Raw genomic sequence first — 24,750 nt, forward strand, 5'->3', positions numbered from 1 at the left:
AAAACAGGGTTAAGCGAAACTTAATAGCTACCGTAGCATTTTCAGGCGAAGTGGTTCCCGGTTCGCCGTCAGAAAATGCGTCAGATCTAGATCTGTCGCGTCTTCCGATCGTAAAACCGGTGTCCACTTTTACGGAAGACGCGACGGGCTATTTCAAGATGGAAACCGTCGAGACGGATCACAGGGGTGGCGAGATATTGCGCCGCCCTTTGTGCGTCGAGAGAGTAAATCTAGATTTCGTGCGGATGCGCGTGCGTGGCGCCATTTTGCATGACCGCGTTTCGGGAGCTTAGTGAATGGCCACCAAGGCAAAGACGCTGCAGGTTAAGGACAAGGAAAAAGACGACAAGGCAGCGGATGCTCCTGAGAAGGATGCCGCTGACGCGCCGTCGCCGTTGCTCGACCTGTCGGATGCCGCGGTGAAGAAGATGATCAAGCAGGCCAAGAAGCGCGGCTTCGTGACCTTCGATCAGCTCAACGAAGTGCTGCCTTCCGACACGACCTCGCCCGAACAGATCGAAGATATCATGTCGATGCTGTCTGACATGGGCATCAACGTCACCGAGGCCGACGATAGCGAAGGCGAGGACGAGAAGGACGACGGCGACGACGAGACCGACAACGAGCTCGTCGAGGTCACGCAGAAGGCCGTCACCGAGGTCAAGAAGTCGGAGCCCGGCGAGCGCACCGACGATCCCGTGCGCATGTATCTGCGCGAGATGGGCACCGTCGAGCTGCTGTCGCGCGAGGGCGAAATCGCCATTGCCAAGCGCATCGAGGCCGGCCGCGAGGCGATGATCGCGGGCCTCTGCGAAAGCCCGCTGACCTTCCAGGCCATCATCATCTGGCGCGACGAGCTCAACGAAGGAAAGATCTTCCTTCGCGACATCATCGATCTCGAAGCCACCTATGCCGGCCCCGAGTCGAAGGGCGGCATCAATCCGAACCTGATCGGCAACAACGGCGCCGAGGGCGCCGCCGCTGAAGGCAATGGCGGCGATGCGCAAGGCGCAGCGCCGGCCCATGTTGCGCCGCCGGCCGCGCCGCCGTCGCCGACCCCGTTCCGCGCCGCGCCCGCCGGCGGCGAAGCCGCCACCGAGGAGAAGGATCCCGCCGAGGCCGCCGCCGAAGGCGACATGGACGACGACGAGTTCGAGAACCAGATGTCGCTCGCCGCCATCGAGGCCGAGCTGAAGCCGAAGGTGGTCGAGACCTTCGACAAGATCGCGTCCGAGTACAAGAAGCTGCGCCGCCTGCAGGAGCAGGACATCGCCAACCAGCTGCAGAGCGAGTCGCTGTCGCCCTCGCAGGAGCGCAAGTACAAGAAGCTGAAGGACGAGATCATCGTCGAGGTGAAGTCGCTGCGCCTCAACCAGGCCCGCATCGATTCGCTGGTCGAGCAGCTCTACGACATCAACAAGAAGCTGGTCTCGTTCGAGGGCCGTCTGCTGCGCCTCGGCGACAGCCACGGCGTCGCGCGCGAGGACTTCCTGCGCAACTACCAGGGCTCCGAGCTCGACCCGCGCTGGCTCAACCGCGTTTCCAAGCTGTCGGCCAAGGGCTGGAAGAACTTCGTCCATCACGAGAAGGACCGCATCAAGGACCTGCGCCACGAGATCCAGTCGCTGGCGGCGCTCACCGGGCTCGAGATCGGCGAATTCCGCAAGATCGTGCACGGCGTGCAGAAGGGCGAGCGCGAGGCCCGTCAGGCCAAGAAGGAGATGGTGGAAGCCAACCTCCGTCTCGTGATCTCGATCGCCAAGAAGTACACCAACCGCGGCCTGCAGTTCCTCGACCTGATCCAGGAAGGCAATATCGGCCTAATGAAGGCGGTCGATAAGTTCGAATATCGCCGCGGCTACAAGTTCTCGACCTACGCCACCTGGTGGATCCGGCAGGCGATCACCCGCTCGATCGCCGACCAGGCCCGCACCATCCGCATCCCCGTGCACATGATCGAGACGATCAACAAGATCGTCCGCACCTCGCGCCAGATGCTGAACGAGATCGGCCGCGAGCCGACCCCGGAAGAGCTCGCCGAGAAGCTCGGCATGCCCCTCGAGAAGGTCCGCAAGGTCCTCAAGATCGCCAAGGAGCCGCTGTCGCTCGAAACGCCTGTGGGCGATGAAGAGGATTCGCATCTCGGCGATTTCATCGAGGACAAGAACGCGATCCTGCCGATTGATGCTGCGATCCAGTCCAACCTGCGCGAGACCACCACGCGCGTCCTGGCTTCGCTCACTCCGCGCGAGGAGCGCGTGCTGCGCATGCGCTTCGGCATCGGCATGAATACCGACCACACGCTGGAAGAAGTCGGCCAGCAGTTCTCGGTCACCAGAGAGCGCATCCGCCAGATCGAAGCCAAGGCGCTGCGCAAGCTGAAGCACCCGTCGCGGTCGCGGAAGCTGCGGAGCTTCCTGGATAACTAATTCTATCGGTATCCATCGAAACGAGAACGGCGGGCCTGAGCCCGCCGTTTTCATTTTCCCACCTTAAAGGCGACAAATTTTCAGACATTGAGAAGAGCGGACGAAATTTGTTGCATGACGTTGGAGTGCACGAATGAGCCCTTCCGGAGCTTTGATCGCGATCCTGCCGTGTAATGACCTTGATGCATCGGAGCGGTTCTACAATCGGCTGGGCTTTGCGCGCCCGGACAGCGAAAGGCCTGCTCCTGGAGAGCCCGACACCTATCGCATGCTGTCGAACGGGAAGGGCGGATATCTCCATCTGACGGACGCGGTCGAGGGGTGGCTCACGCCGGGCAGAAACCCTTTTGGGCTTTATCTCTACCTCGAGAGCGTTGACGCCGCAGCGCGCGAATTTCAGCAATCACCCGAAGACAAGCCGTGGGGGATGTACGAATTTGCGATCTCTGACCCGGATGAAACGTTGGTCCGTGTCGGTTGGCCAACCCGTCTCCGCGCCGGGGCGCAATAATTCGTCTGCACAAAATTCACGCGCCAACGCCCGCGGCCACCCCTCTCCCCAACCCTCCCCCGCAAGGGGGGAGGGAGCCTGAATAATGTGCGCGCCTGACTTTGCTTGTGGCCTTTGTACGTCGTGCCACAACGCGTGCTGCACGCTGCTGCGCGCCGCACGGTGGTTGCAAACGTGAGGGACGCACTGGCGGAAGGGCTCCCTCCCCCCTTGCGGGGGAGGGGCGGGGAGAGGGGTACCGCTTGCTCCGATGCTGATCGAGTGCCGAGACAGCACGTTCAGCGGATACGCCTGTCTGACGCAGCTCTGACGCAGCGACCAGGTCGCGCGCGCTACTTCTTCTTCGCGCCGACGCGCTCGATGGACTTGATCTCGAGCGCGGCGCGGCCGCCCTTTTCGGCGATCTCGCGGTCCTGCTCGCGCAGGAAGGCGCGCACCGGCTCGTCGCCGTCGAGCCCGCCAATGAGCTCCGACGGCACGCGGCGGTTGGAGCGCTGCGAGCCGTCTTCATAGAAGACGTTGAAGAAGGCGAATTCGCCTTTGGGATTGGTCCCGGGTTTTTTCGGCATGGGCGGCTTGTCCTCGATCGGGCCGCCGCTGTCAAAGCAAATCGCCCGCGCCCGCGCGCCGGTCTGCCCTGCGCGATGGGGTTGCGTGCGGGCCTTGCGCAACGTCGGGCGCAGTTCGGCCCGGCATGCGCTCGCGGCGCCCGTCCGGTCACATCAACGACATATATGCCTCAGCCCTCGAACAGCACGAACGCCGCCCACACGCTCGCGTCGCCCGCGCCCGCGACCTTGCCGTCACGCGCATCGCGCCTGGTCTGGCGCAGCGCATCCGAATAGGTCAGCCCCTCCGCGAGGTGCTGGTAGAACCGCACGGTGAAGTTCGCGGTGCCCTCGTCGGCGACCGGCCACAGCGTCAGCAGCGCGCGCCGCGCGCCGGCGATGCCGAGCGCGGTCGGCAGGCCGCGCAGGCCGCTGACGAAGCTCTCGTCGCCGCGGCCGGTCTCGCAGGCCGACAGCACCAAAAGATCGAGCCCGGACAGGTCCCAGTCCATCAATTCGAAAGCATAGAGATAGCCGTCGTTCTCGTCGCGCAGCGGAAATCGGCTGTCGCCGGCGCCCGACAGCACGATGCCGCTCTGCCACAGCGTATCGAGGCCGGATGCCGTGCCGTCGCGATAGAAGCCGTGCGTCGCCAGATGCGCGATGCGCGCCTTGCCGATCGCCGCGCGCAGCGTGCCTTCGCTGACGCCGCGCCCGGTCAGCATCTCGACCGGCGCGCCGCGGGTGCGGGCGAGTTTTGCGATCGCCTCGATCTCGGTCCGGGTCGCGGGCAGCGGCATCGGCCCCGGCTCGCCATATTCGATGCCGCCGGCGAGCAGCATCGCACCCCGCTGGTCGAGCGTCTCGCGCGCATGGATCGCGATCAGCGCGTCGGGGCTGATCAGCATCCGGATCGTGAACTTGTCCTCCAGCAGGCCGCCGCCACTGCCGGGCAGCAGCGCGAACGGCACGGCAAACAGGAAGCCGTCAGGCACGACATAGAGCGTGGTCTTGTCCTTCAGCAGTGGCTCGAGCGGCGCGAACAGCCGCGCCCGGAGGTTCTGGAAGCGGCCCTTGACGTCGGGCGCGTGCGCATCGGGATCAGGCGCGGTGGCTCGCGTCGCGCGCAGCCGGGTGATCTCGGTGCGCACGCCGGTGTCGATCATCCGGCCGGGATCGCCGAGATCGACCACGCGCGGCTCGCTCGTTGCGGTCTCGACGATCGCGTAGAGCACGGTCGCCGCCAGCGGCGCCTTCGCCTGGCGATCCGCCTTCCATTGCCGCGTGATGAAATAGTTGACGGCGGCTTCCTGCGCCGCGAGCACCTGTGACGGACGGATCGGGTCTTGCGGCAGCTTGACCCCGATCGCATCGAGCCGCTTCTGCAGCGCCTTCTCGGCCGCGTCCTGCCGCCCCCACACCGACCTCGCCCAGTCGTCGATATTGCCCGACGAGAACAGCTCCTGCTTCTCGCCGTTGAGCCGGAGCGCGGTGCGCAGCAGCGTCGCGGTCTCCTCGTCCTTGCCGGCGACCTCTGTCTCGAGCTGGCGCAGCGCCGTGGCGTCGGCGCCGCCGAGCGTCTTCCAGCGCAGCACGGCGGCGGCAAAGGCCGGCTGCGCCACGGCGGAGCCGGCGCCGGTGGCGAAGCGGCCGAACGCGAACAAGAGATGATCGGCATGGGCACGGATCGCTTCGGCGACGGCGCGATCGCCCGATGTGCCGACCTCGCGCTTCATCCAGTCGAACATCTCGCGGTCGAGCGCGGCGAAGGCCTGCACCGCGCGGGTCGGATCATCAGCGATCAGCGCGGTCGCGATGCCGAGCTTGATCTCGAAGCTGATCGGATGCTGCGCGGTGAAGGCGCGGGTCGAGATCGCCAGCGCGGTCTCGCGCAGCCGCATCCCCTTGTCCCGCTCGCCGCGCTGCTCGCGCTGGCCGGCAGCCAGCACCGCGGATTTGATGCGCAGGAAATCCGCAAAATTCGCCTCATTGGCGACGATCGCCTCCAGCCGCCCCAGATCGGCCGGCGCGATCGCGGCGTCGCCGGCCGCGAGCATGTCGGTGTAGAACAGCCAGGCGTCCGCCTGTCCGGCAAAGCTCGGATCCTTCGGCGCCATCGCGGCCGCGATCGCGCGGTGGCGGCGGAAGTAGCGGCGGGCGTCGTCGAAGCGGCCAAGATTGAGGAAATCCTGGCCGGCGTTGTTGACCGTTACCAGCGTGTTGCGATGGTTCTCGCCATAATGTTTGGCGCGCTTCTCGATCGCGAACAGATCGAGCTCGAGCGCCTTCGCCGGTGCGCCGATCTCGCGCAGCATGTCGGCATAATTGTTGGCGAGCTTCCAGGTGGTGCGGTGGTCGGGCCCCAGCGCCTTCTCCGCGCGCTCGAAATTGTGCCGGCCCAGATTCGTCGCCGACGCCGCCGAGCCGTTGGCGGACAGCGCGACCGCGAGCTTGTCGTTCGCGATCAGCGATTCCTCGGAGCCTTCGCCCCAATAGGCGTTGAACGCCGCGATCGCCTTCATGTAGAGCGGAACGGCTTCGGCGATCCTGGCGTGGTCGGACAGCAGGATCGCGTACATCAGCAGCACGTCGGCATTGCCGGGCGGCCTCTGCGCCGCCGCCTTGCTCTGGAACGCGCGCGCGAACAGCTTTTCGGCGAGGTCGTCGCGCTTGACCGCGCGCAGCGTCGTGGTCGCGTCGAAATACTGCTCCATGACGAACTGAGCGTCGTCGAGCTTGTCTGCGGCATCCAGTGCTGCAAGCAGCTGCGCATGGCCGGCGTCGATCTTGCCGCCGCGCGTCAGCGCGATGGCGTTCTTGATCTGCGCGGTGATCGCCTGCGTGCTGCCGCCACCTTGCGCCGGCGCACGCTTGGCGAAGACGCCCTGCGCGGCGGCGGTGTTGAACGTCGCGGTCAAAACAGCGCCGAGCGCGAGCACGACACCGAGCGATGCGGCGGCCCTGCGCGCGCGTGCGAAACCCCCGGCGATCGTCATCTGCAGCACATCCTCATCCCCAAACGCGTCATCGGATGGCGTCCCCAAATGACGGCGGCGTTGCAGCCGGCGTGCCTGGCTTTAGCGGCGCGGCTTTGCATGAACAAGACAGCGCGGCCAGCCGCGTGGCGGAAGCGGCTTGCCCAGCCCGTGCTTCTTGGTCGCGGCCGGCGGCTTCGGCGTTCATGTATCGCGTCCTCGAATGCTGCCGTGCGGTGGGTCGCTGGCCGCCGCTTGCAGGCCACCGGCAGTCAAGCTATCGGATGATGTTACCGCCGGTTGCGCCGGCCCGCCTGCCGTTCGCGCCGAGCCGAGGGAATGGCTGGCGGCGGAGCCGCGCACGGCGGCGCACTTTCCCGGCAGCCGTCTTTCGCATCGGTGTGCAAACGAGCGACGGCCGAAAGCTGAGCTTTTTCTGACCATCGTCACTTGCGCCATGCCGTCCGATTCGCGTATGAGGCGCATCCTTCTCTTTCTACAACCATTCCTTCGAGAGCCGATCGCCGATGTCCAACGCCACAATCGACGCCAACAAGGCGCTCGTGCTCGCGCATTACGACGCCGTGACCAACCGCCACGATCCCGATGCGATCCGCGCGCAGCTGGCGCCCGACTTCTTCGACCACGCGGCGGGCAAGCGGCTGAGCGCCGAGGACGTGATCGCGCATTCGGCCGCGATGCACGAGACCTTCGCCGACCTGTCGGCGGTGGCGGAATGCCTGGTGGCCGAGCGCGACATCGTCGCCGGCCGCTTCGTCTGGCGCGGCCGGCACCGCAGCCCATGGCGCGGCATCCAGCCAACCGGCCGCCACGTCGAATTCCGCGGCATGACGTTCTGGCGGATTCAGGACGGCAAAATTTCCGAGCGCTGGGCCGAGATCGATTTTGTGGGGTTGGAGCGGCAGCTCAGGGATTGAGGGACAGCTACGTGTTGATCGGTTGATGGATGCGCCGTGGTCATTCGCCGTGCGAACATGAATTGAGGCGCGGAGCTGCCCGCCGAGAATGGAGTGTCGTGCCGACACTTTGACTGCCTCGTTTCCTCCATGGCATGATCGGTCATTCGAAGCAGGGGGATTTTTGCATGCTCAGGTGTCGTTTGGCGGTTGTGTTCGGCGCCTTGCTGCTTGCCACCCCCTCATACGCCGCCCGTTGCGGCGGCAGTTTTCCCGGCTTCGTCCAGTCGTTCTCGCAGGAGGCGGCGAGCGCCGGCATCCAGCAGGATGTGATCTCGGCGGCGCTCGGCGGGGTGCAGCAGGATGGCGGGGTGCTCGCCTTCGACCGGCGGCAGCGTTACACCTTCAACAAGACCTTTGAGCAGTATGTCGCAACCCGAGTCGGGCCCGGGCGCATCAATGGCGGCCGCGCGATGCTGCAGCGGCACGCCGCGCTGCTCTCGAAGATCGAGCAGCAGTATGGTGTGCCGCGCCAGATCCTGGTCGCGATCTGGGGGCTGGAGACCGATTTCGGCAAGGGCGACATGGGCAAGCTGCCGGTGTTCCGCGTGCTCGCCACGCTGGCGCATGATTGCCGCCGCACCGACCTGTTCCAGGGCGAACTGCTCGCCGCGCTCAAGATCGTGCAGCGCGGCGATCTCCGTCTGAATGACATGATCGGCGCCTATGCCGGCGAGATCGGCCAGACGCAGTTCCTGCCGTCGTCCTACATCAAGTACGGCGTCGATTTCGACGGCGACGGCCATGTCGATTTGCGCCACTCGGTCGCCGACGTGCTGGCCTCGACCGCGAACCTTCTGCACACCAGCGGCTTCAAGATGGGCGCGCCCTATGGCGAGGGCACCGCGAATTTCGAGGCGATGCGCGAGTGGAACAGGGCGGTGATCTATCGCAAGACCATCGGGTATTTTGCCGATCAGCTCGTGGGGCGGTGAGGGCGCGGCGGCCTTGTCCGTCATTGCGAGCGGAGCGAAGCAATCCATCTTTCGGCACATGCGGGACGATGGATTGCTTCGTCGCTTCAGCGCAAAATTGCTTCGCAATTTTGTCGCCGAGCTCCTCGCAATGACGATTATTTCCATCGGGCCGCATCACGCATCGAGAAATGGATTCCGGGCCCTCGCTTCGCGAGCCCCGGAGCGACGGAATGAGTGACGTCCCATGGAAACCATCGGCAGCCAAAAGATCTGGTCGTTCTTCGACCGCCGCGGATGCCAGGTCGCGAAGAACGCGGCGGTGCGGGAGGGGCCGGGCCATCGCGTCGGCTCCTATCTCGAGCTCGCCACCAAGATCGCCGAGCTGCAATTCCTCAACCGAGATCATGTGCTGCTGTTTCGCGGCCAGGGCGCCGACTACAGGAACATCAAGCGCAACTCGTCGCTGAAGCCGACGCTGTTTCGCGGCGGCCGCGGCAATCCCGATCAGGCGACGCTGCTCGGGCGGTTCGACGCGCTGCAACGCGCCGAGCGGATCCTGATCGCCGAATACGCCGGGGAAAAGCTGCTCGGACTGGAACGGCTGAAGCGGCATCGCATCCTGCGCTGGTCGATCCTGCAGCATTACGAGGTCTGCACCACGCCGCTGCTCGACGTCACCCATTCGATCCGGATCGCCGCCTCCTTTGCCTCGCTGGCGGAGACCGGCATCGCCTTCCTCTATGTGCTCGGTGTGCCGAATCTGAGCGGCGCGATCACGGCGAGCGCCGAGGCCAGCCTGCAGATCGTGCGGCTCGCCAGCGTCTGCCCGCCGTCGGCGGTGCGCCCGCATATCCAGGAGGGCTATCTGCTCGGCGAGTATCCGGAGATGTCCGGCACCGAGCAGAAGGAAAACTACTTTCCCTACGAGATGGATTTCGGCCGGCGGCTGGTCGCCAAATTCTCGTTCGCGCCGGCGTCGTTCTGGAAGAGCGACAATTTTCCGCAGGTGGCGAAGAGTGCGCTCTATCCGTCGGAGAAAAGCGATCCGCTGTTCCGGCTGGCGCTCGGGGTGAAGAGGCAGCTGGGCGGGTAATCTCGTGTCGCGATGACGCGCAGGTGTGACTCGCAGGCATATGTATGACCCGCGGGCCGTGCAACATCCTCGGTGTCGTCCCGGGCTTGACCCGGGACCCATAACCACAAATGTCCGTGTTGCACGACGCTGCGGCCCCAGCGTGCTCAACAACCCGATCCTGTGGTTATGGGTCCCGGCCTTCGCCGGGACGACGGGTGTATGCGCGTTTGCGCCACAAGGCCTCACGTCGCGGCATCGTGCATTCGCTCACTGCGCGTGCAACATCCTCGGTGTCGTCCCGGGCTTGACCCGGGACCCGTAACCACAAATGTCGGTCGTTGCACGACGCTGCGGCCCCGGCGTGCTCAACAACCCAATCCTGTGATGATGGGTCCCGGCTTGCGCCGGGACGACGCCGGTCGAGGTGCGCGGGTTACTCCGCGCCATCGCGCTACTGGCTCGCTCTCGCGGCATCGCGGGCCATCCGCCTGGCCGCCGTCTTCTCCATCATCCGTTGCATCGTCTTCCAGTATGTCGCCGGGCGGAAGCGTTGCAGCAAATCCATGAAGTATGCGTCCTTGCCGATCAGGATGCGCGGCTGGTTTTTCTCGATGCCGGCGATGATGCGCTGCGCGGCCGCGGTCGGCGTGGTCCTGGCCAGCGCGTCGAAGCGCTCGATCGATTGGGCGCGGCGGGCATTGTCGGTGACGCCGGTGCCGGCGCGCGAGCTGCGCGCGATGTTGGTGGCGACGCCGCCGGGATGCACGACGGACAGACGCACCGGGCTGTTCGCCACCGCAAGCTCGTGGCGCAGGCTTTCCGAGAAGCCGCGCACCGCGAACTTGGCCGCGCAATAGGCGCTCTGGCCGGGCGGGGCGATGATGCCGAAGATCGAGGAGATGTTGACGATATGCGCCTCGCGCTGCCGCGAAAGCTGCGGCAGGAAGGCGCGGGTGCCGTGCACCACGCCCCAGAAATTGATGTTGAACAGCCACTCCATCTGCGCCTGATCGAACTCGCCGAACTCGCCGAGCAGCGCGACGCCGGCATTGTTGACGACGATGTTGAGCGAGGGATGCGCTGTAACGGCGGCCTCCGCGAACGCCGTGATCTGGTCCGGCTCGCTGACGTCGAGGCGGTGCACGGTGACCTTGCGCGGGCTCGCTTTCGCGATCTCCGCGGCGGCGGCCTGCAGGCCGGCCTCGTCGCGGTCGGCGATCGCCAGATCGCAGCCGCGCAGCGCCAGTTCATGCGCGAGCGCGCGGCCGATGCCGCTGGCGGCTCCGGTCACGGCAGCGGCGGATCCAGAGATCGCGGTCATGTCAGGTGAGCTCCATCTCAACGGGGGGTGGTGGTTGCCAAGCGGGGAACACGGCGTTTCCACACTTTTCTCAAATTGGAACTGAACCATCCAGTGATTTTAGGCATTTAACCTATGTTACGTGCTCGAACCGAAGCATTCAAACCAAGGGAGCCACCCATGGGACAGTCAAAGCCCTATCGTGCGAAGGCCCTGGTGGTTGAGGACGACCCGATGCAGCGCGAGATGATCGGGCTGCTGCTGGAGGAAAGCGAGTTCGACGTCATCGCCTGCGAGAGCGCCGAGGCCGCCGAACTGGTGTTGCAGGGCAACGGCGAGAACGTCGTGCTGATGATGACCGACGTCGAATTGGCCGGACACATGACCGGCGTCGAGCTCGCCCATGCCGCGAAGAAATACAGACCCGATCTCGACGTGATCGTCACCTCGGGCAAACCGCTGCGGCAGCGCCTGCCGGACGGGGCGTTGTTCTGGGCCAAGCCTTGGGCGCCGCTGGACGTGATCCGGGTCGCCGAGATGAAGGCGTCGGAGCTTTCGCATCGCGGATGGCGCAGGTCGTCATAACAGGGTGTCGGCGCGGGCGCCGGGCGGAGGCCCGGCAGCCGCTTCCGCCGTCCCCGTCGCCGTGATATTGGCGGACGATGTCCCGCCCGCCGAGGATGTGAAGTGACGGATTTGAAGTGACGGATTTGAAGTGACGGATTTGAAGTGACCTGGTCGTTCCTGCTGACGACGCTGATCGTGGTGGCCTCGCCCGGCACCGGCGTGCTCTATACGCTGGCGGTGGCGCTGACCCGGGGAGCGCGGGCGAGCGTGGCGGCGGCGTTCGGCTGCACGCTCGGGATCGTGCCGCAGATGATCGCGGCGATGCTCGGGCTTGCCGCCATCCTGCACACCAGCGCCGTGGCGTTCGCGGCGCTGAAATGGGGCGGCGTCGTCTATCTGCTCTACATGGCCTGGCAGGCGCTGCGCGAGCGCGGCGCGCTCGCCGTCGACACCGAGATCAAGCCGCGCTCGCGCCGGCGGGTGATCGTGACCGCCATCCTGATCAACATCCTCAACCCGAAGCTGTCGATCTTCTTCCTGGCCTTCCTGCCGCAGTTCATCGCGGTCGACGAGCCGCACCCGCTGGCGCGGATGGCCGAGCTCAGCTGTGTGTTCATGGCGATGACCTTTGCGGTGTTCGCGGTCTACGGGCTGTTCGCCGCCTCGGTGCGCGACCGCGTCATCACCCGGCCGAAGGTGATGGCCTGGCTGCGACGGAGCTTTGCCGCCGGCTTTGCCCTGCTCGGCGCCAGGCTCGCCTTGGCGGAGCGCTGACGTCGCGCCCTGACGCAGGCAATAAAAAAGCAGGCGTTGCGCCTGCTGCCTTGCGCCCCGTCGGTTCGGGGCTATCGATGTAGGGCCGGTGAATTTCAGGTTGCTGTCGCTGCGACCGGTTGTCCCGGTCCGGGTGCCCGGGCAGGGCAAGAGCCGCTACCCGGGCTGGAATTCGTTACTTCTTGGCGGCCTTCTTCTTGGTGGCCTTTTTCGCCTTCGCCTTCTTCGCCTTCTTCGCTTTCTTAGCCATAGTATCCTCTCAGGGTTTCATGGATTGAACGCGACTCCGAGGCATGCTTGGCGGAGGGCCAGCCTCGCAACATCCTCGATATCAAACTCAGCAGATTCGGAGGCTGCTGCCGCGTGCTGTCACGGCGCCGTCATCGTGTTATCCACAGCTGTTACGTGTTTTCGCCAGTTTTTTCGCAAAGCGCGGGCATGTCGCGCGCCGAGTCGTCGTCGCGTCCGTCATGCTTAACGATGCGCAAACGGCGGATGCGCAGATCTTCATCAATTCAAAACCACAGCACGGATTGCCACGTCGCGGGTGACGCTCCGTTAAGTGGCGCGGCCGCATGCTCTTCCGTAAGACAACGGGGATTGTCATTGGAGGAAACGCCCGGGGGGCGGACGGTCATTTCAGGAGAGGCGAGGCCGATACGGGTCTCGAACAGGGGCGATGTTGAGCGTTCCGACGCTTTGGACGGTATTCATTATCAATTTTCTCGCGCTCGGGCTGATCTGGGCCTATGTCGCGCGCAGCTATCCTGCTTTCGGCGCGGCGCGGTTATGGACCGCATCGGCGCTCGTCGCCTCCGCCGGCGCCACCTGCGCGATGCTTCGCGTGATGCTGACGGACTCGCTGCTGCCGCTGCTCGCGGCGGGGACCTTGATGGTGTTCGCCGCCGGCCTTGCCGCGATGGGCATCGAGCGGTTCTACGACAAGCCCGCGACCTGGCGCGCCACCCTGCTGACCACGGCGCTGGCCTTCGCCGGTCTCGGCACCTTCATCTTCGCCTACGACAGCATGCCAATGCGCATCCTGGTCTACACCGTCGCGCAGGTCACGCCGTTCGCGCTGACGCTGAAGCTGTTGCTGTCGCCCGAGAACGGCCGCGTCAGCCCCGGTGCGCGGCTCGCCGGCATCGTCGCCTCCGTGCTGATCGGCATCTATGCGCTGCGCGCCGTCGGCGCGCTGCTGCAGCCCGGCGAGTTCTCCTTCGTCCGCTTCTCCGCGGGTCAATCGCTGGTGATCCTGCTGATGGTGTTCCTGTCGATGGCGCTCAATTTCGGCTTCCTGCTGATGGCGATCGACCGGCTGCGCAACGAGGTCGCCGACCTCGCGCTGCTCGACGATCTCACCGGCGTCGGCAACCGCCGCCATCTCTTGCAGCGGCTGACCGAGGAATGCGCGCGCTCCGACCGCAACGGCGAGGCGTTCGCGCTGCTGGTGATCGATCTCGACGGCTTCAAGGGCATCAACGACACCCACGGCCACGCCGCCGGCGACGCCTGCCTGCAGCATTTCACGCTGATGGCGCAGACGCGGCTCCGCCCGGGCGACATGCTGGCCCGCACCGGCGGCGACGAGTTCTGCATCGTGCTGCCGTCCTCGACACTGCGCGAGGGCGCGATGATCGCGCGCCGCGTGCTCGAGGTCTGCCGCGCCGATGCCGAGCAGTGCACCGGCAAGGACATCCCGATCGCGGTCTCGATCGGCGTCGCGCAATGGACCCGTGAGATCGGCCTGCATCCCGATCGCCTGGTCGCCGCCGCCGACCACGCGCTCTACGACGCCAAGAAGGGCGGCAAGAACGGCTACGCGACCTACGAGCCGAAGGCGCCGGAGATGGCCGATCCGCTGGAGGCGACCCTGCGCAAGCGCGCCTGAGCGTGCCAGGGCCCGTACTCATTCCGCGGTCGCAATCCAACGATCGCTATTGCGCCAACTCGGACAATGAAGCCTGCGCGCGGCGCTCGAAGATGACCGCACACTGGCGCTTGGCGATATCGGCAGCGGTTGCGAAGGCCGATCGTGCCTCCGTCTTGTTGCCGCGGTCGAGCGCCAGCAGGCACGCGCCGCGCAAGCGGTAGATTTCGGGTAGGTAGATGCCGATGCCGGCCTCGTCGATACCTGCGATCGCGCGGTCGAGATGACCGAGCGCGTCCGCGGGGCGGCCTGCGGAAAGCAGAACTTCAGCTGCGAGGCCGAGATAATATTGCGGCAGCGGACCGGCTGCGGTGGCGTTGGCGATCTCGGCATCGATCAGCCGCACCGCGTCGGCGGCGCCTGCACCACTTGCGGTGGCCCACCCGGCCAGGATGAGGCTGCTGGCGCGCCATGGCGGCAGGGCGAACTTCTCGGCCAGCGCTGCCGCGCGATGTGCCACAGCGTAAGTCGCTTCGCGGTCTCCCCCGAGCTGATAGCCTATACCGACATTGTGCAGCCCGTGCGCGAGACTGTTCGGGTGATCGAGCATTTCGGCCAGCGCAATGCCTTGTGCGAAATGCGGCTTTGCCTGTTGTTCGTCTCCCGATAGCCGCCATGAATTGCCGCACTGGATATGAGCGCAGACGGCGGGATCGTGACCTCCAAACGCGTGCGCAAGATGGCGATGCTGGGTCATGTCGTAAAGCGCGATGACGTGCTGGCAGCCCTCTAGCGCGCCGCCGACGTCGCCACGAAAATATGCCGTTGAAAACTGGCAATGATAGGCTTCCAGCAACAACTCGCGATCGCCTGACTGTTGCGCGAGCGACACCAGCTCGCCGGCGCGGTCGCGCGCGAGGGCCGTTTTGCGCCTGAGGTTGGCGTTGATCCAGAGGCCCCATTTGGCCTGGAAGGAAGCGGTGCTGTCGCCGATCTGCTCGCCGATCTCGCCAGCCTTGGTATAGGCTGCTTCGGCCTCGGCGCTTTGCATGCCGTGGGCGACCACCGACGCCGCGCCGAGCTTGAGCCAGAACTCCACTTGCCGGCGCAGGCCGTCTTGCGCCGGCATGGTTTCGGCGAGCTTGAGACCCGCCGTGAAATGCGCGATCGCCTCCACATAGGCCGAGCGGCTCACGGCCTGGTTGCCGGCGCGCATGCGGTAATCGCAAGCGAGAGCGAGCTGCTCCGCTTCGCCGAAATGATAGGCCAGCAACTCCGGTTCCTTGGCAGCGACATCGCCAAAACGCTCCAGCGCGAAACCGACGCGCCCGTGCCATTCTCGGCGGCGCATCAGCAACAGGCTTTCGTAGGCGGCGTCGCGCACCAGCGCGTGCTTGAAGTTGAAGCTCCGCTCGAGGCCACGCTCCTCAGGAAACACAATTCCCGCGGCAACCAGCTTTGCCAGCATGTCTTCCAGTTCGTCGTTGTCCTTGCCTGCTACCGCTTCCAGCAAGGCAAAGGTAAATTGCCGGCCGATCACCGCGGCAATTTGGGCCACCTCGCGGGCGCCGCCGAGACGGTCGAGGCGGGCCATTAGGGAGTCCTTCAGCGTCGCCGGCACCGAATCCTCGCCCGCCGATTCCATCACGCTTCGGGTCAGCTCTTCGACGAACAGCGGCACGCCATCAGTCTTGGCGATGATCGCGGCGATCGTGTCCGCCGTCAGTCCATGCGCGGCGGCGACGCTTGCGACCACCTGCACGCATTCGGGGCGGCCAAGGCGTCCGAGCGTGATCAGCGTGGCGTGTGGCCTTGACAGCCAGGGCGGCGTGAAATCCGGTCGCGCCGACACAACGACAAGAAGCCGCGCGCGGGCGATGCTGTCGGCCAATCGCGTCATCAGTTCGATCGTGGTCGCATCGATCCAGTGCGCATCTTCCAGCACGGTCAGCACCGGATCGCTGTCGCTGGTCCGCGTCATGATCTCGACGATCAGCGCCAGCGTCGCGGCCTTGCGCTGCGCCGGCGACGCGGCGGGAGCCGCCTCAGCCAGCGGGATCGACAACAGCTCGGTCAACAGCGGCAGCGCGGCCGGATCGGCGATGTGCCGCGCGCCAAGAAGCACGCGGAGTTTCTCGGTGCGCACATCCGACGGGTCGGCAGGCGCGAGGCCCGCGACCCGGTTGAGATACTGGATCACCGGGTAGAGCGCGCTATCGCTGTGATAGGGAGAGCATTGCAGATTGATGCGCGCATGAGCGTCGGCCGCAAGCTCTTGCTGTAGCGCCTCGATCACGCGCGATTTGCCGATTCCGGCTTCGCCGGTCACGGTCACGATCTGGCCGTCGCCTTGCCGCGCCAGATGCCAGCGTTCGCGCAGCAGGCCCATTTCATGCGCTCGGCCGACCAGCGGCAGGCGTCTCGCGCGGATCGCGGCAAATCGGCTTTCGACCGAGGCCTCGCCGCACACGCGCCAAGCTGGCACCGCTCGGGAGAAGCCCTTGAGCTCGTGCTCGCCGGTATGGGTGAGTTCGAATAGGCCGCCCAACAATTTCTGGGTGGACTCGCTGATAAGGATGCAGTCTGCACCGGCCAGCGCCTGCAGCCTCGCCGCGAGGTTGGGTGTTTCACCGACGATGGTCCGCTCCTGCGCCGAGCCGGTGCCGATGATTTCGCCGACCACGACAAGACCAGTGGCGATGCCGATCCGGGTCTGCACGCGTGTGCCGTCGGGCAGTTCGATTGCGCCGACTTCCGACAGAATTCCAATCGCGGCGCGAACGGCACGTTCCGCCGCATCCTCGAAGGCGCGGGGGAAACCGAAATAGGCCAACACACCATCGCCCATGAACTTGGCGACAAATCCACCGTAACGGCCGATCGCACCGGCCACCGCGTCCTGGTATCGCCGGATCAGGCCGCCGAGCAGCTCCGGATCAATCTTCGCTGAGAGTGCCGTGGAGCCGACCATATCGGCGAACATCACCGATACCTGCCGCCGCTCGGCGTCGCCAGAGCCGGGCGCCCCAGCCGCGGACGAAGCTTTGCCGGGCGAAGGAGCCTTGTCCTGGCCGGAAATCGGGCTTGCTGCGATATTACGGCCCGCGATCGCCTTCAAAAGCCGGCGGCGATTGCCCAGTGAGAGGCCCAATTTCTCGAGATCATGGTCATCGAGGTCGGGCAGGATGTCGAGGTCGATGTCATTCGCCTCAAACGCGTCGGCATATTGCTCGAGATTCTGCCCACGCAACCATTCGCGCAGATCGCTCATGCCGTCGATTCCCCCACCCGGCGCTACTAAAGGTAGATTGGCACATCTACCTGACCGTGGGATACAGGACTTTGGGCGCGGGATTTCGAGCAGCAGAGGGAAGCTCCGCCCGGGGTCATTTTCGACAGATGCGGCGGCGGATTTGGGCTAGACGCGCTAACGAGGCCACGCTCTAACGAGGAACGACGCCGGATCTTCCGCAATGACGCCTCGCCTGCCCGCCGCGCTCCTTGCGCTGGTCCTGTCCTCCGCCGCATCAGCCCAAACGCCCGATCTCGCGGCCATCGCGCGATCGCAAGGCACACCCGAGATTCCCGGCTTGAAGATGGTCTGGCTGTCGCCCTGGGGCGACGTCGCCAAATCGCATCCCTGGCGCAACATCATCGTGCACCAGACCGAGGGGCCGCAGGGCTCGGCGCGATACGGCGCCGAGGCGCAGCACAAGAACCCGACCCGGCGCGGCGTCATGGTCTGGGTCGAAACCGACGGCACGGTTTACTGGTCGGTCGCCGACAATCTCGTTCCGACCCACACCGACGGCGCCGATCGCAACGACAACAAATACATCGACAACAGCAAGACCTATCGCCAGGTGAACAAGGACACGTCGATCGGCGTCGAGTTCGCCGGCAATTACCCCGACGTCACGACCGGCCCGACCGACGCGCAGGTCGCGGCCTGGCGGGTGCTGGTGAAGGTGCTGCGCGCGCGTTACGGCATTCCGGCGGAGCGCGTCTACGCGCACAACTGGATCGACTTCAAGGACGCCCGCTACTGCGAGGGCTGCGCGCTCGCGACCATGGCGCGGCAGTGGGGCGAGTAGGGCGCGTACTCTATTAAAATCCGGGACACCCGCTTGCGCGGACGAAGCGGAAACCCGATCCGGCCTCAGGGATATCGCCTCCTGACCTTTTCGGAAGTCGGTGGGCCCAACCCGGCCGTCTACCGCTGACAGTTATCGGAGCCATTCGCCGGATCGGATGCCTCGCGGGTCAATGTCTCGGTGCGAGGCGACGTAATCGATCTCTCCGCGCGTGGTACCGATGTCCATCAGCTCCGCGTCGCTTAGGTTGGACAAGGTGGCGCGCAATTCCTGGCGTTCGCGGCGCTCCCGAAGGGCATCCCAATATTTCCAGAAGAAGCTGGAGACATGCCGGGTCGATACGGATGTCCGTTCCAGCCATGTTGTGCCGTGCGTCGAGCTCATCGCGCAGTCTCCATGGGATGGTGTTTCTTCCACGGCTTTAGCGCTCCCCTGTTGCCACCATGGTGTCAGGAGCCGTCATGGCCGGCACGAGGATGCCGCGAGAGCTGCGGGTATGCTTGACCGGCGGCTTACATTTTCCTCACCTGCAGCTTATTCTTGCGATTTCCAGCCAGCCCAAAGCGCTACCCGGTTATCGGGGGCTCTCATCCAAGGGGATTCCAGGGGGATTGGCATCTTGCGCTATCTCTTCGAGGATTACGCATTCGACCCTGACCGGCGCGAATTGTATCGCGGGGCGGACGTCGTCCGCATCGCCCCGCAGGTGTTCGATCTGCTCGATTATCTGATCCGCAACAGGGAGCGCGTCGTCAGCAAGGACGACCTCATCAATGCCGTTTGGAATGGGCGCAGCGTTTCGGATGCGGCACTGACGACCCGGCTGAATGTCGCCCGAAGCGCAATCGGCGATTCCGGGGAGGAACAGCGACTGATCAAGACGTTACCACGCAAGGGATTCCGTTTCGTCGGACAGGTGCAGGAGGCGCGAGAGGTTGCAGGTCCGGATCCGGGCGATACGCCCGAGAGCGCCCCTGCGGTACCCGACAAGCCCTCCATCGCCGTGCTGCCGTTCGCGAACATGTCTGACGATCCTGAGCAGGAGTACTTCGCGGACGGGATGGTTGAGGAGATCACGACTGCGCTTTCGCGGTTCAAATGGCTGTTCGTGATCGCTCGCAATTCGAGTTTCACCTTCAAGGGCAAAGCCGTCGACATCAAGGACGTCGGGCGCAGGCTTGGGGTCCGCTATGTCCTTGAGGGAGCCGTGCGCAAGGCGTCGGGGAAAGTCCGCATCACGTGCCAGTTGATTGAAGCGGCCACGAGCGCACATATCTGGGCGGATAGGTTCGAGCGCGACCTGACGGACGTTTTCGCGCTGCAGGACGACATCACGCTGGCTGTTGTCTCGGCCGTTCAGCCAGAGTTGTTTCAAGCCGAAATCGCGATGGCGTCGCGGCGGCGACCGGAAGACCTCACCGCATATGATCTTTATCTTCGGGCAACACAGCAAGCCGTCCGATCGACCCGCGAAAGCTTGGCCGAGGCACTCCGACTGGTGCAGCGCGCCCTGGAGCTTGACCCTGGGTTTGCTGCTGCGGCAGCTTTGGCAGGTGCCTGTCATTTGGAAAACGTGCTCAGGAGCTATGCGATCGACCAACAATTCGAACGCGAGGCAGCCCTCCGGCTTATGCGCCTGGCATTGAGCCTCGACGATCATGATCCAGGCACGTTGGCAACTGCCGCATTGATCTCGGCTCTTTTGGTCGGCGATTGTGAAGCTGAGATTGAGATGGCCGATCGGGCGGTCGCGCTCAACCCGAATTCATATAACACATGGAACCGCAGAGGCTGGGTCTATAAGATTGCGGGGCAGCCGGAGGAAGCGATCCGGAGCCTCGAACGCGCCATGCGAATGAGCCCGGTGGACCCGCTCCAATTCACAGCGTTAACCGGGATGGGATTTGCCCTTATCGAGCTTCGTCGCTTCGACGAGGCCGTCGTTGCAGGGAGGAAAGCCCTGCGTCAGAACCCTTCCTATCCAGGCGCATACCGCTGCCTCGCGTCCGCTTTCGCCCATCTCGGACGGGACGCTGAGGCCCGTGAAGCGGCAGCCGGTGTGCTTGAGCTCGACCCCACTTTCACAATATCGGCGTGGATCGCTCGGAGCCGGCTATCAATCAATGCGAAGCTGATGATCGAGGGTTTTCGGAAAGCGGGATTGCCCGAATGAGCCGCGCTCGTCCGCATCGACAGGCTGAGGACAAGGGCCGGCGTTAACGACGCTTGGCGATTTCCACCCTGAGCGAAATCGCTTCGAGGCTTGTTAAAATTTGCCGGGTACCTCTTCCGGGCTTGGGATCAGGGGAGAGGTATGGGCAAGCGGGCCAAACGTGGAAAGATCGAAACGCTCACCCTGCCGGTCGCCGGGAGAGTTGTAGTTGGCGTCGTGGCCGCTGCCGCATTGGGGTACAACTTGCTGTGGCGGCCGGCGAGCGTTCAGCCGATACGGAAGCAAGCCGCGCACCAGGTGCCGGCGCCATCCAGTCCGACGCCGTCGACTCCCATTCACGTAGCAGCGCCGGTTCAGGCTCCAGCGCCAGCGCCAGCTCCGGTTCCAATCCCGGTCCCCGCGCCCCGGATCGAAACACCAAAAGCCGCTGATGCTCCCGGACGTCTTGTTCGGCAGGTGGTTGACTACGTCAGTCACCAGCCGCCGGGCACCGTCGTCATCGATACCGGCAACACATTCCTCTATCTCGTTCTGAACGGCGGGCAGGCGATGCGCTACGGCATCGGTGTCGGCCGCGAAGGCTTCACATGGTCCGGTGAACAGGTCGTGGCCCGCAAGACGGAATGGCCGGATTGGCGTCCGCCCGCAGAGATGCTTTCGCGCCAGCCTTATCTGCCGAGGTTCATGGCGGGCGGTCCCGGCAATCCGCTCGGCGCCCGGGCGATGTATCTCGGCGATACCGAATATAGAATTCACGGCACCAACAAGCCCGATACGATCGGAAAGCGGGTTTCGTCCGGCTGCATCCGGCTGACCAATGACGACGTCGCGGACCTTTATGATCGGGTGAAAGTCGGAGCGAAAGTGATCGTGCTTCCGGCACAAGCTGCCCATCGACCATCCCAGGGCGCGCCGCCCGATGCTGGCGTCTCATCGCAGGAACCGGCGTCGCCGTCGAGCCGGCCCTCGGCAGTCAACGCGCAACCGCAGTCGTCCCGACCGAAGATGGCCGACGCCCAGTAGCTCAAGGGAGGACTTGCGTGGGCCTTGTTCGATGATCGCTTTCAAGTCTGAGCCGTAAGCTTCGAGGTCGATAATGCGGACGCGACAGTTGCGGCACTAATATACGAGTTTCTATTGCCGCCCGGTTTAGCCACCATAGGCGGCTTTTGACCCGAAGCGGACTCCCGGCCAACTGCCATGTTCCCGGATTGGTCTGGTATCACCATCCGTTCTGACAGGACGGTAGAGTGCTGTCCGTCTTAGGCACCGGCGCAGGGCGCAACTCACATAAAATAGGGGCCGCCAACGCAAGCGACCCCTGCCGGATAATCAAAAAAATGATCTTTATGAAATAGCCCGGTATTAGGACCCTAGGCCTCTTCTGCTTCAAAGCAGATTCCGTAGAAGCACGGTGGCAAGAAACGGCCCAGCGCGTTGGAACGAACACTGGCGCCGCCTCACCGCGCCGTCTCTGGAGAATTGCAGATTATGACAGGCCTGTCTCTCCGGTGTTTCACCCTCCGTCCTAATTTTGTCGGAGCTTGGTTCGAATTTCCGAGTGGCCTGTTCTGAATTAACCCATAGCAAATGATGTCGTCCGCCAACTTGTTCTCTCAATCCGCAGCGCAGGGGTGTTACCGCGGGTCTCCATGGGTGAACCGAGTTTCCCTAATTAAGTCCGGAACGGACTTAACTCCGGTCTGTTGGGTCAGCATGATCGGTGGAGATCATGCGATGCTCAAAGCAGAAGAAGCTATCCGTCGCTGCAAGTGCGGCCGAGAGCTGACCAACCTCCGCAGCTTTCCCGACACGCAGACTGGAACGCGCTTCCTGACGCAACGCTGCGAGGCGTGCGGAGAGGTCAGCATTATTCTGTTTGAGGAAAAGGGAGCGGCGTCGCAATGAACCTCGTCGGCTGCCTCAGTTGGCGGGCCCGAGGAACGTTGCGCGGCTTCCCGACTTGAGTCCCTCGTTCCGGGCAGGAACCCAATGAGGAAATTCGCGTGGGACCAATTAGACGCCGGAGCATTCAAACTGAGACGCTGGAACAGCGGCTTGCCGGACAGGCCGAAGAGATGCGCGAACGGGCCAAGTCGATGCCGTCAGGTGTTGAGAAGGAGGCGCTGTTGAAGCGCGCCAGGCAAGCCGAGACCGGCGCGCACGTGAGCGAGTGGCTACGCTCTCCCGGGCCGACGTGAATCGAGAGGAGGCGAAGCAAGAACTCGAACAGAAGCTGCGCGGCTATCGTGGGCTTTCGGAGCGTTTCGCCGATGACGCTCTGCGGTTTTTGCTCATGGACATAATCAAGGACATCGAAGAGCAAATAGCGGAGCTGGACCGCCGACCTTAGCAACCTTCCGCTCGCTCAGCCGTATCTCTCCTGCTGGAGGATTGCATTTTCCAGTTTGAGTGCCAGCGCCGCCAAGTCTTATACAGCTTGGTCGCGCTGTGCGCTTGAATGTCAGAGTCTAATAAGGGCACCTCACACCTTGGCTTTCTTACCTATGTGAATGGATTATCGACCGATCCTGCGATCCTATGGCATGGCCGGTCCCGAACAAGCGTTGCGCACTCAAATGCGCTTTCACTTAGAGGTAGCTTCGGCGTACGCCGAAGAGTTGCATGACACACGCACTCAAGCCGTTGTTGATAGAGTGCTGCAAGAGGTTGAGCAGGACGAAAAGCCGGCCCTAAAGAGCAAGCCGCTAGCCCAATCCGTAGGAACCACCCCCAAGTACAGATATTGAGAGTAGGGTCTGTGGTGCGACGCTTGAAACACCGAGCCCGTGCCATCCACCCGGAACGGCCCATCGTCGATCGCGCGGTTGGCGGTGGGCCGGTTCTTGTTTAGGGCTGCTTTAACTGGTGGCGTCTTTCATTCAGCCGAACCAGCAGTAACTCAGGCCCATGGTTGAGCCAGTGCTCGCGCACTTGAGCACGCTGCATGGCCCGATGGATATCGAACGCATCATTTCGGTCGTCCAGTCAAAGCGGCCTTATCCGCTTCTGGCCCTTAGCCGACCTTGAAGGCAGAAATATCCGCTTTCGGGAGGCAAGCCGACCGGGGCCAAGCGGGCCGCCATGGTCGGCTTGTGACCCGCAAGAGACATTGGCCCTCACCCATAATAGGCAGCCCAGCTTTGATGACCTGGGTTGAATGCACCATCTCAGGGCCTGTTGCGCAGCTTCCGATCCGCGCCGATTACAACCTTGCGAGCCTAAACTCGTGTTGTCGAAGATTCGTCAGATTCTGGACGCAACCATAAGTTTAAGTATACTCGAAGGGCGCATCGAATTGTCGCAGCCACAGCCGGAGGAATAATGAATGATTGGCTATGTGACGCTGGGGACTAACGATTTGCCGAGAGCTGCGGCCTTCTATTTCCGCGATTTGGACGGCAACAAACTGAACGCGTTCGCAATGGAATCGACGCAATAGTAATCTAAGGTTGTGTCAGATGAAATGTCGTATCATCTCTAATCGCAGAGGGGGACAACATGACGCGTATAGCCAGCTGCCAGTGCGGACAGCTAAGTCTCACGGTTGAAGGCGAACCCGCCTTGGTTTCAGCCTGTAACTGCACGCGATGTCAGAAGCGTTCGGGATCTGCATTCGCACTTTCATCCCGATGGAACTCTAACCAGGTGAGGGATCGTTCGGGCAAGGGCCTAACTTATAGTCGCAAGGGTGCGTCAGGCGGGAACGTCCTATTCGAGTTTTGTCCCGTATGTGGTTCGACAGTGAGCACAAGTCTTGAACTTTTGCCCGACGTCATCGGCATTCCGGTTGGATGCTTCGCCGATCCCGCTTTCCCTGCGCCCAAGGTAGCTGCTTGGTGCGAGTCAAAGCTTGAATGGGTTCGTTTTCCTGATGGACTTCTCCTGCTGAGGGATCAGACCCAACCAATGGATACACGCTAGGTGTCGTGGCACTTTCGGATCGGCTGCTACCGCTCGTGGCCCTTAGCCGACATGGCTAAGTACGCCTCGTTTGTCCGCACCCGAGGCTGATGCGGACATTCGTAGGCAGCCGGATCTATGGGCATCCGCCCGAGATCGAGGTGCGTGCGGAAGCATCGTGCCAAGAACCAGCCGCGTAGGATGGGTGGAGCGAAAGCGATACCCATCATTCTTGTGCTGCGCGCGCGTTACGCCTTCTGACCCAAAGCGGTCCTGCACGCGGATGGCGCGTCGTCGCGTGCGCCATCCGCTCCTAGATCTCTTGCGAAGAAAAAAGCCTTAGGCCTTCAGGTCCGTGATCCGCATGATCGCGACCACACTCCCGTCGTTGTACGCCTGTTCTTTTGTTTCCTTGTTACAAGTCCAGACAAAATTCTTCTTGCCGGTGAAGGTCTTTCCCTCCTGATCAAGCCGAAGCTCCCCTTCGGTGATATGGCAGATCATGGCATTCATCATCGGGGGACCCATGGTCTTCGATCCCGGCTGCATAATGACATCGCGCATTGAGACCGTCTTGAATCCTGGGATCAGGGATGGTGTCTCGCCTTCATATTCACGCACCACGACACCTGGCCAG

Annotated in this window: 20 protein-coding genes; 14 read left to right on the forward strand and 6 right to left on the reverse strand. The window is 63.7% G+C overall.

What is annotated here, in order from left to right; genetic code table 11:
* Positions 1–296 precede the first annotated feature (296 nt).
* On the forward strand, positions 297–2,429 hold the full coding sequence (rpoD, locus tag PMN64_RS17825) for an RNA polymerase sigma factor RpoD (protein WP_038386840.1): 2,133 nt from the start codon (positions 297–299) through the stop codon (positions 2,427–2,429).
* Positions 2,430–2,562: 133 nt separating this feature from the next.
* A complete protein-coding gene (locus PMN64_RS17830; protein WP_411781563.1) occupies positions 2,563–2,940 on the forward strand; it encodes a VOC family protein in 378 nt (125 codons plus the stop codon).
* Between the two features lie 332 nt (positions 2,941–3,272).
* Here the strand turns inward: PMN64_RS17830 and PMN64_RS17835 are convergent, their stop codons facing one another.
* Positions 3,273–3,509, reverse strand: a complete 237-nt coding sequence (locus tag PMN64_RS17835; protein ID WP_411781564.1) for a hypothetical protein — start codon at positions 3,507–3,509, stop codon at positions 3,273–3,275.
* Between the two features lie 170 nt (positions 3,510–3,679).
* A complete protein-coding gene (locus PMN64_RS17840; RefSeq protein WP_411781565.1) occupies positions 3,680–6,484 on the reverse strand; it encodes a CHAT domain-containing protein in 2,805 nt (934 codons plus the stop codon).
* A gap of 506 nt (positions 6,485–6,990) precedes the next feature.
* Here PMN64_RS17840 and PMN64_RS17845 point away from each other — a divergent pair.
* The 3 genes from PMN64_RS17845 (at position 6,991) to PMN64_RS17855 (ending at position 9,450) form a co-directional block, all read left to right on the forward strand.
* Positions 6,991–7,401, forward strand: a complete 411-nt coding sequence (locus PMN64_RS17845; protein ID WP_411781566.1) for an ester cyclase — start codon at positions 6,991–6,993, stop codon at positions 7,399–7,401.
* Positions 7,402–7,568: 167 nt separating this feature from the next.
* The gene (locus tag PMN64_RS17850; protein ID WP_028343420.1) at positions 7,569–8,375 is read left to right on the forward strand and encodes a lytic transglycosylase domain-containing protein; all 807 of its coding nucleotides are present in this window, start codon (positions 7,569–7,571) and stop codon (positions 8,373–8,375) included.
* A gap of 226 nt (positions 8,376–8,601) precedes the next feature.
* Positions 8,602–9,450 carry an FRG domain-containing protein gene (locus tag PMN64_RS17855; protein ID WP_411781567.1) on the forward strand — a complete coding sequence of 283 codons (849 nt, stop codon included), beginning with the start codon at positions 8,602–8,604 and terminating at the stop codon, positions 9,448–9,450.
* 433 nt (positions 9,451–9,883) lie between these two features.
* Here the strand turns inward: PMN64_RS17855 and PMN64_RS17860 are convergent, their stop codons facing one another.
* On the reverse strand, positions 9,884–10,753 hold the full coding sequence (locus tag PMN64_RS17860; protein ID WP_411781568.1) for an SDR family NAD(P)-dependent oxidoreductase: 870 nt from the start codon (positions 10,751–10,753) through the stop codon (positions 9,884–9,886).
* Positions 10,754–10,912: 159 nt separating this feature from the next.
* Between PMN64_RS17860 and PMN64_RS17865 the strand changes: the two genes are divergently transcribed.
* The 3 genes from PMN64_RS17865 to PMN64_RS17875 all read left to right on the forward strand — a co-directional run bounded on the left by PMN64_RS17865 (position 10,913) and on the right by PMN64_RS17875 (position 13,964).
* The gene (locus tag PMN64_RS17865; protein ID WP_304498844.1) at positions 10,913–11,317 is read left to right on the forward strand and encodes a response regulator; all 405 of its coding nucleotides are present in this window, start codon (positions 10,913–10,915) and stop codon (positions 11,315–11,317) included.
* 144 nt (positions 11,318–11,461) lie between these two features.
* Positions 11,462–12,073 carry a LysE family translocator gene (locus tag PMN64_RS17870; RefSeq protein WP_411781569.1) on the forward strand — a complete coding sequence of 204 codons (612 nt, stop codon included), beginning with the start codon at positions 11,462–11,464 and terminating at the stop codon, positions 12,071–12,073.
* Between the two features lie 679 nt (positions 12,074–12,752).
* Complete coding sequence (locus tag PMN64_RS17875) at positions 12,753–13,964, forward strand: GGDEF domain-containing protein (RefSeq protein ID WP_411781570.1); 1,212 nt, start codon at positions 12,753–12,755, stop codon at positions 13,962–13,964.
* Between the two features lie 46 nt (positions 13,965–14,010).
* Here PMN64_RS17875 and PMN64_RS17880 read toward each other — a convergent pair whose 3' ends face one another.
* Positions 14,011–17,214, reverse strand: a complete 3,204-nt coding sequence (locus PMN64_RS17880; RefSeq protein ID WP_411781571.1) for an adenylate/guanylate cyclase domain-containing protein — start codon at positions 17,212–17,214, stop codon at positions 14,011–14,013.
* A 202-nt stretch (positions 17,215–17,416) separates the two neighbouring features.
* Between PMN64_RS17880 and PMN64_RS17885 the strand changes: the two genes are divergently transcribed.
* Entirely contained in the window at positions 17,417–18,037 is a 621-nt protein-coding gene (locus tag PMN64_RS17885) for an N-acetylmuramoyl-L-alanine amidase (RefSeq protein ID WP_411781572.1), read from the forward strand.
* Between the two features lie 132 nt (positions 18,038–18,169).
* Here PMN64_RS17885 and PMN64_RS17890 read toward each other — a convergent pair whose 3' ends face one another.
* Positions 18,170–18,421 carry a DUF1127 domain-containing protein gene (locus tag PMN64_RS17890; protein ID WP_411781573.1) on the reverse strand — a complete coding sequence of 84 codons (252 nt, stop codon included), beginning with the start codon at positions 18,419–18,421 and terminating at the stop codon, positions 18,170–18,172.
* Positions 18,422–18,656: 235 nt separating this feature from the next.
* On the opposite strand from PMN64_RS17890, the gene PMN64_RS17895 reads away from it, so the two are divergent.
* From PMN64_RS17895 to PMN64_RS17915, 5 genes are all read left to right on the forward strand, one after another.
* The gene (locus tag PMN64_RS17895) at positions 18,657–20,210 is read left to right on the forward strand and encodes a winged helix-turn-helix domain-containing tetratricopeptide repeat protein (protein ID WP_411781574.1); all 1,554 of its coding nucleotides are present in this window, start codon (positions 18,657–18,659) and stop codon (positions 20,208–20,210) included.
* Between the two features lie 141 nt (positions 20,211–20,351).
* Positions 20,352–21,233, forward strand: coding sequence for a L,D-transpeptidase (locus PMN64_RS17900; protein WP_411781575.1), 882 nt, complete (start codon positions 20,352–20,354; stop codon positions 21,231–21,233).
* 714 nt (positions 21,234–21,947) lie between these two features.
* Positions 21,948–22,118 (forward strand): hypothetical protein, encoded by a 171-nt coding sequence (locus PMN64_RS17905; protein ID WP_304498851.1) that lies wholly within the window; start codon positions 21,948–21,950, stop codon positions 22,116–22,118.
* Between the two features lie 265 nt (positions 22,119–22,383).
* Complete coding sequence (locus PMN64_RS17910) at positions 22,384–22,563, forward strand: hypothetical protein (protein WP_411781576.1); 180 nt, start codon at positions 22,384–22,386, stop codon at positions 22,561–22,563.
* Between the two features lie 1,148 nt (positions 22,564–23,711).
* Entirely contained in the window at positions 23,712–24,134 is a 423-nt protein-coding gene (locus PMN64_RS17915; protein ID WP_411781577.1) for a GFA family protein, read from the forward strand.
* Between the two features lie 318 nt (positions 24,135–24,452).
* On the opposite strand, the gene PMN64_RS17920 is transcribed toward PMN64_RS17915, so the two are convergent.
* A partial coding sequence (locus PMN64_RS17920) for a hypothetical protein (protein ID WP_411781578.1) occupies positions 24,453–24,750 on the reverse strand: 298 nt, incomplete at its 5' end.

This window comes from Bradyrhizobium sp. UFLA01-814 (assembly GCF_046718885.1).
Classification (GTDB): Bacteria; Pseudomonadota; Alphaproteobacteria; order Rhizobiales; family Xanthobacteraceae; genus Bradyrhizobium; species Bradyrhizobium elkanii.

What these genes read in the sequence shown, in the direction of transcription:
- PMN64_RS17840 (WP_411781565.1), bottom strand. Translation starts at nt 6,484, where the DNA reads ATGACGATCGCCGGGGGTTTCGCACGCGCGCGCAGGGCCGCCGCATCG.
- PMN64_RS17830 (WP_411781563.1), top strand. Translation starts at nt 2,563, where the DNA reads ATGAGCCCTTCCGGAGCTTTGATCGCGATCCTGCCGTGTAATGACCTT.
- PMN64_RS17855 (WP_411781567.1), top strand. Translation starts at nt 8,602, where the DNA reads ATGGAAACCATCGGCAGCCAAAAGATCTGGTCGTTCTTCGACCGCCGC.
- PMN64_RS17890 (WP_411781573.1), bottom strand. Translation starts at nt 18,421, where the DNA reads ATGAGCTCGACGCACGGCACAACATGGCTGGAACGGACATCCGTATCG.
- PMN64_RS17900 (WP_411781575.1), top strand. Translation starts at nt 20,352, where the DNA reads ATGGGCAAGCGGGCCAAACGTGGAAAGATCGAAACGCTCACCCTGCCG.
- PMN64_RS17865 (WP_304498844.1), top strand. Translation starts at nt 10,913, where the DNA reads ATGGGACAGTCAAAGCCCTATCGTGCGAAGGCCCTGGTGGTTGAGGAC.
- PMN64_RS17845 (WP_411781566.1), top strand. Translation starts at nt 6,991, where the DNA reads ATGTCCAACGCCACAATCGACGCCAACAAGGCGCTCGTGCTCGCGCAT.
- PMN64_RS17835 (WP_411781564.1), bottom strand. Translation starts at nt 3,509, where the DNA reads ATGCCGAAAAAACCCGGGACCAATCCCAAAGGCGAATTCGCCTTCTTC.
- PMN64_RS17915 (WP_411781577.1), top strand. Translation starts at nt 23,712, where the DNA reads ATGACGCGTATAGCCAGCTGCCAGTGCGGACAGCTAAGTCTCACGGTT.
- rpoD (WP_038386840.1), top strand. Translation starts at nt 297, where the DNA reads ATGGCCACCAAGGCAAAGACGCTGCAGGTTAAGGACAAGGAAAAAGAC.
- PMN64_RS17850 (WP_028343420.1), top strand. Translation starts at nt 7,569, where the DNA reads ATGCTCAGGTGTCGTTTGGCGGTTGTGTTCGGCGCCTTGCTGCTTGCC.
- PMN64_RS17860 (WP_411781568.1), bottom strand. Translation starts at nt 10,753, where the DNA reads ATGACCGCGATCTCTGGATCCGCCGCTGCCGTGACCGGAGCCGCCAGC.
- PMN64_RS17875 (WP_411781570.1), top strand. Translation starts at nt 12,753, where the DNA reads ATGTTGAGCGTTCCGACGCTTTGGACGGTATTCATTATCAATTTTCTC.
- PMN64_RS17880 (WP_411781571.1), bottom strand. Translation starts at nt 17,214, where the DNA reads ATGAGCGATCTGCGCGAATGGTTGCGTGGGCAGAATCTCGAGCAATAT.
- PMN64_RS17905 (WP_304498851.1), top strand. Translation starts at nt 21,948, where the DNA reads ATGCTCAAAGCAGAAGAAGCTATCCGTCGCTGCAAGTGCGGCCGAGAG.
- PMN64_RS17885 (WP_411781572.1), top strand. Translation starts at nt 17,417, where the DNA reads ATGACGCCTCGCCTGCCCGCCGCGCTCCTTGCGCTGGTCCTGTCCTCC.